This is a genomic window from Streptomyces cahuitamycinicus, from assembly GCF_002891435.1.
GTDB lineage: Bacteria > Actinomycetota > Actinomycetes > Streptomycetales > Streptomycetaceae > Streptomyces > Streptomyces cahuitamycinicus.
In genome coordinates, this window is sequence record NZ_POUC01000241.1 from 1 (window position 1) to 12,198 (window position 12,198).

The window sequence follows — 12,198 nt, forward strand, 5'->3', positions numbered from 1 at the left end:
CTCCCGCCCCCTGCCCGGGTGGGGTAGCTTTCACGGCGCTGTGCGGGACGTCACTCGACAGGAGCGCTGAGGAGCGGGGAGCGGGGTTTGCGCGAGTTCACCATCCCTCCGTTGGCGTTGGCACCTCCGGTGGGCGGTCTGGCCGACGTGGTCTTCGAGCATGCCCAGGAGGACCCGCTGCACATCGCGCTGGGCCGCAAGGACGCGTCCGGCCAGTGGCGGGACGTCACCAGCGCCGAGTTCCGCGACGAGGTGCTCGCCCTGGCCAAAGGCCTGCTGGCGAGCGGCATCCGGTTCGGCGACCGGGTCGCGATCATGTCCCGCACGCGGTACGAGTGGACGCTGTTCGACTACGCGCTGTGGACGATCGGCGCCCAGGTCGTGCCGGTCTACCCGACGTCCTCGGCCGAGCAGTGCTTCTGGATGCTGTACGACGCCGAGGTGACCGCCGCGGTCGTGGAGCACGAGGACCACGCGATGACCATCGCCACCGTCATCGACCGGCTTCCCCAGCTGCACCGGCTGTGGCAGCTCGACTCCGGCGCCGTGCACGAGCTGTACGACGCGGGCGCGCACCTCGACGACGAGGTGGTGCACCGCCACCGGCAGGCGGTCACACCCGACTCGGTCGCCACGATCATCTACACCTCGGGCACCACCGGCCGCCCCAAGGGCTGTGTCATCACGCACGGCAACTTCATGTACGAGGCGGACACCGTCATCGAGCGCTGGGAGCCGGTGTTCCACTCCAAGCGCGGCGACGAGGCGGCGACCCTGCTGTTCCTGCCGCTCGCGCACGTCTTCGGGCGGATGGTCCAAGTCGCGGGGATCCGCGGCAAGGTGAAGTTCGGTCATCAGCCGCAGCTGAACGCGGCGGCCCTGCTGCCCGACCTGGCCGCGTTCAGGCCGACGTTCTTCCTGGCCGTGCCGTACATCTTCGAGAAGGTGTTCAACGCGGCCCGCCGCAAGGCCGAGAAGGAGGGCCGCTCCGGCCCCTTCGAGAAGGCCGTCGACATCGCCATCAAGTACGCGGACGCGATGGAGGCCAAGGCCTGGGGCACCGGCCCCGGCCCGTCGGCGGGCCTGCGCATGCAGCACCAGCTGTTCGACAAGCTGGTCTACGGCAAGATCCGCGCCGCGATGGGCGGCCGGATCAAGCACGCCATGTCCGGCGGCTCGGCGATGGACCGCCGGCTGGGGCTGTTCTTCGCCGGCGCGGGCGTGCACATCTACGAGGGCTACGGCCTGACGGAGACCACGGCCGCCGCGACCGCCAACCCGCCCGGGCGCACCCGCTTCGGCACGGTCGGGCAGCCCATCCCGGGCATGACCGTGCACATCGCCGACGACGGCGAGATCTGGCTGCACGGCGAGAACCTGTTCCAGGGGTACCTCAACAATCAGAAGGCCACCGACGCCACCCTGCACGACGGCTGGCTGGCCACCGGCGACCTCGGCGCGCTGGACGAGGACGGCTTCCTCACCATCACCGGGCGCAAGAAGGAGATCCTGGTCACTTCCGGCGGCAAGAGCGTTTCGCCCGGGGTGCTGGAGGAACGCGTCCGGGACCATCCGCTGGTCAACCAGTGCATCCTCGTGGGCAACGACCGCCCGTACATCGCCGCCCTGGTCACCCTCGACCAGGAGGCCGTGGAGCACTGGCTGGCCATGCGGGCCAAGCCGCAGATGTCCCCGGCGGAGCTGGTGCGCGACGCGGATCTGGAGACGGAGGTGCGCCGCGCGGTGGTCGCCGCCAACACCCTTGTCTCGCAGGCCGAGTCGATCCGCACCTTCCGCATACTGGCCCAGCCGTTCACGGAGGAGCACGGGTTGCTGACCCCGTCCCTGAAGCTGAAACGGAAGGCGATCGAGAAGGCGTACGCGAACGAGGTCGAAGCGCTCTACCGAGCGTGACGTACGCCTCGCGGGGCAGGTGCGGTTTCGGAATTCTCCCGTCAGGAATGCATCACCGCCCGTGATCGTTGACGATGGGAAGTACACCCGACCACTTACCGAAGGATCGAGAGCTCGTGAGCAAGGTCCCCCCGATCATCCTGAACAACGGCGTCGAGATGCCCCAGCTGGGCTTCGGCGTCTGGCAGGTGCCGGACGACGAGGCCGAGACGGCCGTCGCGACGGCGCTGGAGGCCGGGTACCGCAGCATCGACACAGCGGCGATCTACGGCAACGAGGATGGCACCGGCAAGGCCATCGCCGCCGCCGGACTGCCCCGCGAGGAGCTCTTCGTCACCACGAAGCTCTGGAACGCCGACCAGGGATACGACTCCACGCTGCGCGCCTTCGACACGTCGCTGGGCAAGCTCGGCCTGGACTACGTCGACCTGTACCTGATCCACTGGCCGACGCCGGAGCGAGGTCTGTACGTCGACACCTACAAGGCGTTCGAGAAGCTGCACGCCGACGGCCGGATCCGGGCCATCGGCGTCTCCAACTTCCTCCCCGAGCACCTTCAGAAGCTGATCGGTGAGACGTCGGTCGTCCCGGCGGTGAACCAGATCGAGCTGCACCCGCACCTGCAGCAGGGCGCCTCCCGCGAGTACCACGCGGAGCAGGGCATCGCCACGGAGGCCTGGTCACCGCTCGGCCAGGGCAAGGGCCTGCTGGAGGTCCCGGCGATCGTGGCCATCGCCCGCAAGCACGACCGCACCCCGGCCCAGGTCGTGCTGCGCTGGCACATCCAGCTGGGCAACGTGGTGATCCCGAAGTCCGTGACCCCGTCGCGGATCAAGGAGAACATCGACGTGTTCGACTTCAGCCTCGACGACGAGGACCTCGCGGCGATCAGCGCGCTGAACGAGGACCGCCGCATCGGGCCGGACCCGGCGGAGTTCAACGGCGCCTGAGCCGCACCGCCTGCGCCCCGGCCGGGAGCCCCTCGCGGAGCCCCGGGCCGGGGCGCCGTCGTTCCCGCACTCTCAGACCGGCTGCCGTCGTCATTGCCATGTCGGTCCGGTCGGAGTCGACGGCCCCGGAGCTATGCGGGCCGGACCGCCGTGTGCACGGTGTGGGCCGCCAGCACGAACACGTCCTGGCGGTGGTGCAGGCTCGCCTTGTCACCGGGGTCGAGGAGGCGGTCGAGGGTGGTGCGGTCGTCGTGGTCGAGGCCCTCTGCGAGGGTGTCGCGGAAGCGGGTCAGGGAGTCGACGACGTGGGCACGGGCGCGGTCCGAGGCCGGGGCGGGAAGGTCCAGGAGGAAGCTGTGCGTCCTGGTGTGTGTCAGGCCCGCGGCGGACAGCAGGGCGGGCCAGTTCTCGGGTTCGGCGACATGGCCCTGGAGGTCCTGGCGCATCTTCGTGAACCACTCCTCCTCGACCGCGTCCATGCGCGCCTGAAGACCGGGGCGGCCGATGCCGATGTCGCGGGGCAGGAATCGTGCGGGCAGCCCGCCCTCCATGAGGGCCAGAGTGCCCCCGGGCGCCAGCCGGGCCGCGAACGCGGCGAGCCCGGCCCGCTGGTCGCCGAGGTGATGCAGGGTGCGGCTGGCCCACAGCAGATCGGCCGGGTACTCCAACTCGTCGAGGACGTCCGGAAGTTCCCCGGCGACCGTGCCGAAGCGGTCGGCCACCCCCTGGCGCTCCGCCCGTGCCCGGGCCCGCTCCAGCAGCGGCTCGGAGCCGTCCACCGCCACGATCCGCGCGCCCGGAAACGTCTCCGCGAACAGACACGACACGACACCCGGCCCACTGCCCGCGTCGACGATCAGCCCCGGCTCGGTCACCTCCTTCGCCAGCCAGCCGAGGGCCCGTTCGTACATCGACGTGAACAGCTCCGCCTCGGACTCCAGCATCGGGGCCATCGCCGCCCAGTCGATGTCGGTGTGGTCGTGGTGGTGGCCGTGGCCTTGCCGGTGAACGTGGTCGTGGTCGTGCGCCATGGTGGACAGCCTCTCGCTCGGATGCGGTCAGCGTGCGACGGCACACCGTACGGAGGCCACTGCTGTTGCCGGTCCCGCAAAATCCGCCGGGGCAAGGGCCCCGACGGATCAGCGGTTCAGCGGTTCGGCACGGACGGTCAGGACAGCGGCGGGTACGCGTTCTGCATCAGCTGCCGGAACTGGGCGGAGAACCAGTGCCCGGAAATCGGCGCGTCCGCCAGGGCACCGGACGGGTTGTTGCCGTTGCGCGGGTTGCCCTCGTACGTCGGGTCGCACATCCGGTCGAAGCCCTTGCCCTCAGGGTTCGGGATCTCCTTGCTCGCCCCGTCGGACTCGCCCGGGGGCTTCATCCACACGTAGGCGTCGATTCCGGCGGCCGGGGCGGCCTGCGGGCGCTCGCCGAGGCCGGCTCCGGACTGGTTGCACCAGTTGCCGGGGTTGATGCGGCGGTCGTAGCGGCCGCCGTCGACGTAGGTGTCGACGGTCGTCCGGGCGCCGGGGCCGGTGGGCCGGGCGGTGCCGCCCCAGCCGTTGCGGGAGGTGTCGATCAGCATGCCGATGCCGGAGTTGAAGCCGACCGAGACCAGCTGGTCGCGGAAGGCCTGGGCGAAGGACAGCTCGTCGACGTAGCGGTTCCAGTCGACCCAATCCGACTCGCGGACGGACTTGCCGGCCACGTTGTCATTGATGGAGAAGTGGTCTTCCTTCAGGGCGCTGTAGTTCGCCGTGTTGGTGATGAAGCCGTGGACGTCGTTGACGGTCGCGCCCTCGGCGGACGCCGCCTCCTTGAACAGGGTCGCGGAGGGAGCGAAGTTGTCGTCCCAGCCGATCCAGCCGTGGTGGCCGGCGTCGACGTAGTTGTAGACGTTCGGCACGTCGCCGAGCTTGTTCAGCGCGTAGCCGACGCCCTTGGTGTAGTTGCCGTTGGCCTTCATCACGTCGCACTGCGGGACGGCCGTCGGGCGGCTGCCGGTGTTGGTGACGAGGTTCGGCAGCGAGTCGATCTCGACGGTGGTGACGATCCGCAGCGAGGAGTACTTCGAGTCGGCGAGGATCGCCTTGATCGGGTCGATGTACTCCGTCTTGTAGCGGCCGATCTCGTCGGCCTTCAGCTCGCCGTTGGAGGCGAGGGCGGCGCAGTCACGGCCGGGCAGGTTGTAGATGACCAGCTGGACGACGAGCTCGCCGGAGCCCTTCTGGCGCAGCGCCTCGTCGAGGTGGGCGCGCAGGCCCATCTTGCCGCCCGCGCCGTTGATCGCGGCGATCCGGTCCAGCCAGACACCGGTCGGCTGGTTGGCGATCCGGCTGCCGCCCGGCTCGGCGGCGGCGTTCGCGGACCACTCCGGGTTCACGTACACCTTGGCGCCCTCGTAGGGGTTGTTCACCCGGTTCGCGGGGCCGCCCGGGTCCGGATCCGTGGGGCCGCCGGGGTCACCGTCGACGTTGCAGGTCACGCCGTCGAGAGTGAAGGTGGCCGGGATCGCGTTGCTGCCGCTGTAGCTGCCCTGGAAGCCGAAGCTGACCGAACCGCCGGTCGCGAGCTGGGCGTTGTAGGTCTCGTTGGCCGCGGTGACGGCGGCACCGCTCTGGCTCAGCTTGGCGTTCCAGCCGCTGGTGACCTTCTGGTTGCCCGCGTACGACCACTTCAGCGACCACGACGACTTGGCGGCGTTGTTGTTGGTGATGGTCACGGCGGCGGTGAAGCCGGTGCTCCACTGGTTCTGGATCTTGTAGTCGACGGTGCAGGGGACGGCGGCGACGCCGGCGCCCGGGTCGACGGCGAAGGCGGTTCCGGTCGCTCCGGCGACCAGGGCCATGGCGGCCAGTAACGCTGTTCTCGTACGGCTCATGAGTGCGGGTTTCCCTTTCGGTGGTGGGGGTGTCAGCCGTTCAGGGCGCGCTCCGACAAGGACATGAGGAACCCGGCACCGGCACTCGCGCAGCCGGGGACGACCGCGAGGGCGGCGGCTAAAAGTACTGAACGCGAGGGGTGTCGCATGAGCGACTCCGTGCAGGTCGGGCCCGCCGTGACGGACGCGTCGACTGATGGAACCGCTCCCACTGGTGTCAAGGAAGGTAGCGCCAAGTGTCGGCAAAGAACAGGGGAGTCGCTGACTTTCGCTCAACGCGCGGCGTCGAATCTTTTCGACTCTTCAAGTCCCTTGACCGGTACCTGACGTGTCCGCACTATGGGAGCGCTCCCACTGGTTCAAGCCTTGACTTCTCCGAGCCGCAAGGAGGAACCAGCACCATGCATCCCCCACCCCGGAGACGCGGAGCGGTGCGACGGCTGTGGACCGCAGCCCTCGCAGCTCTCGCTCTTCCGCTGACGATGCTCTCCTCAGGGTCGACTCCCGCGCAGGCGGCTGCACTTCAGTGCAGTGTCGACTACAAGACGAACGACTGGGGCTCCGGTTTCACGGTGGACCTGACCCTCACCAACCGCGGCACGGACGTCATCGACGGCTGGACCCTGACCTACGCCTACTCCGGCAACCAGAAGCTGGGCAACGGCTGGAACGGCACCTGGTCGCAGTCCGGCACGAACATCACCGTCAAGAACGCCTCCCACAACGCGCGGGTCGCCGCGGGCGCCGCCGTCACCACCGGCGCCCAGTTCTCCTACAGCGGCGGCAACACCGCGCCGACGTCCTTCTCCGTCAACGGCACGCCCTGCACCGGCGCGCACCAGCCGCCGATCGCCGTGCTGACCAGCCCGAGCGCGGGCGCCGTGTACACCCAGGGCCAGGCGGTACCGCTGGCGGCCACCGCCGCCGCAGCGGACAACGCCACGATCAGCAAGGTGGAGTTCTACGACGACACCAAGCTGCTGGGCACGGACACGAGCGCGCCCTACGCGCTCTCCGTCCCGGACCTGGCCGTGGGCAGCCATTCCCTGGTGGCGAAGGCGTACGACAGCAGGGGCGCCTCCGCCGACTCCACCCCGGTCGGCATCACCGTCGCCTCCGGCCCGACCGTCGTCGCCTCGCCGCTCCAACTGGGCGTCCAGTCCGGCAAGTCGGGCACCTACGAGGTGAAGCTGTCCAAGCAGCCCTCGGCGAACGTGACGGTGACCTCGGCCCGCGCGAGCGGCAACGCGGGGCTCTCGGTCTCGGCCGGCGCGTCGCTGACGTTCACGCCGCAGAACTGGAACACCGCCCAGAAGGTGACCGTGGCGGCCGCGAACTCCGGTTCCGGCTCCGCCGTGTTCGAGTCGACGGCCGCGGGCCACGGCAAGGCGTCGGTCACCGTGACCCAGCTGGCGGCGGCGAAAGTCTACGACGCCCGCTTCCTGGAGCTGTACGGGAAGATCACCAACCCGGCGAACGGCTACTTCTCCCCCGAGGGCATTCCCTACCACTCGGTCGAGACGCTGATCGTCGAGGCGCCGGACCACGGCCACGAGACCACGTCGGAGGCGTACAGCTACCTCCTGTGGCTCCAGGCCATGTACGGCAAGGTGACGGGTGACTGGTCCAAGTTCAACGGCGCGTGGGATCTCATGGAGAAGTACATGATCCCCACCAAGGCCGACCAGCCGACCAACTCCTTCTACAACGCCGCCAAGCCGGCCACCTACGCACCCGAGCTGGACACGCCGAACGAGTATCCGGCCAAGCTCGACACCGGTGTCCCGGTCGGCACCGACCCGATCGCGGGTGAGCTGAAGAGCGCCTACGGTACGGACGACGTCTACGGCATGCACTGGCTGCAGGACGTCGACAACGTCTACGGCTACGGCAACTCGCCCGGCAAGTGCGAGGCGGGCCCGTCGGACACCGGCCCGTCGTACATCAACACCTTCCAGCGCGGCGCGCAGGAGTCGGTGTGGGAGACGGTGCCGCAGCCGACCTGCGACGCCTTCAAGTACGGCGGCAAGAACGGCTATCTGGACCTGTTCACCGGTGACGCCTCCTACGCCAAGCAGTGGAAGTTCACCAACGCTCCGGACGCCGACGCACGGGCCGTGCAGGCCGCGTACTGGGCGGACATCTGGGCGAAGGAGCAGGGCAAGGGCGGGCAGGTCTCCGGGACCGTCGCCAAGGCGGCCAAGATGGGCGACTACCTGCGCTACTCCATGTTCGACAAGTACTTCAAGAAGATCGGCAACTGCGTCGGACCCGCGGCCTGCCCGGCCGGCACCGGCAAGGACGCCTCGATGTACCTGATGTCCTGGTACTACGCCTGGGGCGGCGCCACCGACACCAACGCCGGCTGGTCCTGGCGCATCGGTTCCAGCCACGCCCACGGCGGCTACCAGAACCCCCTCGCGGCGTACGCGCTCGGCAACTACGCCCCGCTGAAGCCCAAGTCGGCGACGGGCGCGGCGGACTGGGCCAAGTCCATGGACCGGCAGCTGGAGTTCTACCGCTGGCTGCAGTCGGACGAGGGCGCCATCGCCGGCGGCGCGACCAACAGCTGGGCGGGCCGGTACGCGACCCCGCCCGCCGGGAAGTCGACGTTCTACGGCATGTACTACGACGAGAAGCCCGTGTACCACGACCCGCCGTCCAACCAGTGGTTCGGCTTCCAGGCGTGGTCCGTGGAGCGGGTCGCCGAGCTGTACCAGCAGACGGGGAACGCGAAGGCCAAGGCGGTCCTCGACAAGTGGGTCGACTGGGCGCTGTCCAAGACCACGTTCAACCCGGACGGCACCTACCGCATCCCGTCGACGTTGCAGTGGTCGGGCCAGCCCGACACCTGGAACGCCTCCAGCCCCGGCGCCAACAGCGGGCTGCACGTCACCGTCGCCGACTACACCAACGACGTCGGTGTGGCGGCCTCGTTCGCCAAGACCCTGACGTACTACGCGGACCGCTCCGGTGACACGGAGGCCGCGGCGGCGGCGAAGAAGCTGCTGGACGGCATGTGGGCGAACCACCAGACCGATCTCGGGATCGCAGTCTCCGAGAACCGGGCCGACTACAACCGGTTCGACGACCCGGTGCACATCCCGAGCGGCTGGACGGGCACGATGCCGAACGGCGACGCGATCAACTCGTCGTCGACGTTCGACTCCATCCGGTCCTTCTACGAGGACGACCCGGCCTGGTCGAAGATCGAGAGCTATCTCGCGGGCGGCGCGGTGCCGTCGTTCACGTACCACCGGTTCTGGGCTCAGGCGGACATCGCCTTGGCCATGGGCTCGTACGCGGAGCTTCTCGAATAACCCCGCCGGGCGCTGCGGGGAGGGTGGGCGGCTGCGCGGCCGTTGTGGCTGGTCGCGCAGTTCCCCGCCCCCGAAGCAGCGTCCGAAGCTCTGCGTACAAGGCCCTGCACCTGACGCGGGGCCACCAGGGCCGGGCGGTCCCCACCCGCACGAGGGACCGCCCGGCTCTCGCACGTTCCCCCCTCACGGAAGGAACCCCACCGTGCGAAGAACCCGTGTTCTCACGGCCGTGCTGGCGCTGGCGGCCGGGTTGTTGTCGGGTGCGCCCAGCGCACTGGCCGCCGATCCCCCGGCGACGAAGCTCGCCGCTGACACGTACACCTGGAAGAACGCCCGGATCGACGGGGGCGGGTTCGTGCCCGGTATCGTCTTCAACCGCTCCGAGAAGAACCTGGCCTACGCCCGCACGGACATCGGCGGTGCCTACCGCTGGCAGGAGTCCTCCAAGACCTGGACGCCGCTGCTGGACTCGGTCGGCTGGGACGACTGGGGGCACACCGGCGTCGTGAGCATCGCCTCCGACTCCGTCGACCCGGACAAGGTGTACGCGGCGGTCGGTACGTACACCAACAGCTGGGATCCGAAGAACGGTGCGGTCATGCGCTCCTCCAACCGGGGCGCGAGCTGGCAGAAGGCCGGCCTGCCGTTCAAGCTGGGCGGCAACATGCCGGGGCGCGGCATGGGCGAGCGGCTGGCCGTCGACCCGAACCGGAACAGCGTGCTGTACCTCGGGGCGCCCAGCGGCAAGGGGCTGTGGCGGTCGACGGACTCGGGCGTGACCTGGTCGCAGGTCGCCGACTTCCCGAACGTCGGCAACTACGCGCAGGACCCGAGCGACACGAGCGGCTACGCGTCCGACAACCAGGGCATCGTCTGGGTCACCTTCGACGAGTCCACGGGCACCACCGGGAACGCCACGAAGACGATCTACGTCGGGGTCGCCGACAAGGACAACGCGGTGTACCGGTCGACGGACGCGGGCGCGACCTGGCAGCGGCTGGCCGGACAGCCCACCGGCCACCTGGCGCACAAGGGCGTCCTGGACGCGAAGAACGGCTACCTCCATCTCGCGTACAGCGACAAGGGCGGCCCGTACGACGGCGGCAAGGGCGGGCTGTGGCGGTACGCGACCGGCACCGGAACGTGGACGGACATCAGCCCGGTGGCGGAGGCCGACACCTTCTACGGCTTCAGCGGGCTGACCGTGGACCGGCAGAAGCCGGGCACGGTGATGGCGACCGCGTACAGCGCCTGGTGGCCGGACACACAGATCTTCCGCTCCACGGACAGCGGCGCGACCTGGACCAAGGCGTGGGACTACACGTCGTATCCGAACCGCGAGAACCGCTACACGATGGACGTCTCGTCCGCGCCGTGGCTGACCTGGGGCGCGAATCCGCAACCGCCCGAGCAGACGCCGAAGCTGGGGTGGATGACCGAGGCCCTGGAGATCGACCCCTTCGACTCGAACCGGATGATGTACGGGACGGGTGCGACGATCTACGGCACGGAGAACCTGGGGAACTGGGACAGCGGCGGCAAGTTCACCGTCAAGCCGATGGTGCGGGGCCTGGAGGAGACGGCGGTCAACGACCTCGCCTCTCCCCCGTCCGGCGCCCCGCTGCTGAGCGCACTCGGCGACATCGGCGGCTTCCGGCACACGGACCTGACGAAGGTCCCCTCGATGATGTTCACCCAGCCGAACTTCACGACGACCACGAGCCTGGACTTCGCCGAGTCGAACCCGAACACGGTGGTGCGGACGGGCAACCTGGACTCGGGACCGCACATCGCGTTCTCCACGGACAACGGCGCCAACTGGTTCGCCGGGACCGACCCTTCGGGCGTGAGCGGCGGCGGCACGGTCGCTTCGGCGGCCGACGGCAGCCGGTTCGTGTGGAGCCCCGAGGGCGCCGGCGTGCACCACGCAACGGGCTTCGGCACGTCGTGGCAGGCCTCGGGAGGGATCCCCGCCGGGGCGATCGTCGAGGCGGACCGCGTCGATCCGAAGACCTTCTACGGCTTCAAGTCCGGGAAGTTCTACGTCAGTACGGACGGCGGGGCGACCTTCAAGGCATCACCGGCCACGGGGCTGCCGAGCGGTGACAGCGTCCGCTTCAAGGCGCTGCCGGGCGGGAAGGGCGACGTCTGGCTGGCCGGTGGCGCGACGGACGGCGCCTACGGCCTGTGGCACTCCACGGACGGCGGGGCGAGCTTCACCAAGCTGTCGAACGTCGAGCAGGCCGACACCATCGGCTTCGGCAAGGCGGCACCCGGAGCCTCCTACCAGACCCTCTACACCAGCGCGAAGATCGGCGGTGTGCGCGGCATCTTCCGCTCCACGGACAAGGGCACGAGCTGGACCCGCATCAACGACGACGCCCACCAGTGGGGCTGGACGGGCGCGGCGATCACCGGCGACCCGCGCGTGTACGGCCGTGTCTACGTCTCCACGAACGGCCGGGGCGTCATCTACGGCGACGGCTCCGGCGGCGGCACGACAGACCCGGGACCGGGCCCCGACCCGGGGCCGACGGGCGCCTGCAAGGTGACGTACAAGGTCACCAGCCAGTGGGCGGGCGGCTTCCAGGCGGACGTCCAGCTCGCCAACACCGGTACGAGCGCCTGGAACGGCTGGTCCCTGAACTGGGCCTTCCCCGACGGCCAGAAGCTGAGTCAGGCCTGGAACGCCGAGGCGGCACAGTCGGGTTCGGCGGTCACGGCGAAGAACGTCGGCTGGAACGCGAACGTGGCGGCGGGATCGTCGGTGAGCTTCGGCTTCACGGCGAACTGGACTGGCACCAACACCAAGCCGGCCGCCTTCACACTGGGCGACCGGAACTGCACGGTCACCTGAGGGATGCTGCCGGGGGCGCGCGCCGGACACGGTGGGCGCCCCCGGCGGCGCGGAAACGAGAGGCGACCGGGGCAGGGCATGCGGAACACTTGCCCGAGTGATTGTGATGCAGCACATCCTGGAGACCGGCGCCCCTGACGGCTTCGGCCTCTGGCCCGTCGCCGAGACCGAGCCGTTCGGCCTTCGCCCGCCCCCCTCGCCCTGCCGTTCACCCGGCCTTCCGGAACGACCGCAGGCTGAACACCGGGTCGGGGCGGGGCCGGTCCTGGTCGGGGA

The 12,198-nt window shown here is 69.6% G+C and carries 6 protein-coding genes; 4 read left to right on the forward strand and 2 right to left on the reverse strand.

What is annotated here, in order from left to right:
- The first annotated feature begins 87 nt into the window (after positions 1-87).
- Positions 88-1,914 (forward strand): AMP-dependent synthetase/ligase, encoded by a 1,827-nt coding sequence (locus C1J00_RS27230; protein ID WP_102911661.1) that lies wholly within the window; start codon positions 88-90, stop codon positions 1,912-1,914.
- Positions 1,915-1,988: 74 nt separating this feature from the next.
- Entirely contained in the window at positions 1,989-2,864 is an 876-nt protein-coding gene (locus C1J00_RS27235) for an aldo/keto reductase (RefSeq protein ID WP_102911662.1), read from the forward strand.
- Between the two features lie 131 nt (positions 2,865-2,995).
- Here the strand turns inward: C1J00_RS27235 and C1J00_RS27240 are convergent, their stop codons facing one another.
- On the reverse strand, positions 2,996-3,895 hold the full coding sequence (locus tag C1J00_RS27240; RefSeq protein WP_102911663.1) for a class I SAM-dependent methyltransferase: 900 nt from the start codon (positions 3,893-3,895) through the stop codon (positions 2,996-2,998).
- Positions 3,896-4,032: 137 nt separating this feature from the next.
- Complete coding sequence (locus C1J00_RS27245) at positions 4,033-5,745, reverse strand: glycoside hydrolase family 6 protein (RefSeq protein WP_102911664.1); 1,713 nt, start codon at positions 5,743-5,745, stop codon at positions 4,033-4,035.
- Positions 5,746-6,146: 401 nt separating this feature from the next.
- Between C1J00_RS27245 and C1J00_RS27250 the strand changes: the two genes are divergently transcribed.
- Both C1J00_RS27250 and C1J00_RS27255 read left to right on the forward strand, forming a co-directional pair.
- Positions 6,147-9,065, forward strand: a complete 2,919-nt coding sequence (locus C1J00_RS27250) for a glycoside hydrolase family 48 protein (protein ID WP_102911665.1) — start codon at positions 6,147-6,149, stop codon at positions 9,063-9,065.
- Between the two features lie 202 nt (positions 9,066-9,267).
- The gene (locus C1J00_RS27255) at positions 9,268-11,922 is read left to right on the forward strand and encodes a cellulose binding domain-containing protein (RefSeq protein WP_102911666.1); all 2,655 of its coding nucleotides are present in this window, start codon (positions 9,268-9,270) and stop codon (positions 11,920-11,922) included.
- Positions 11,923-12,198 lie beyond the last annotated feature (276 nt).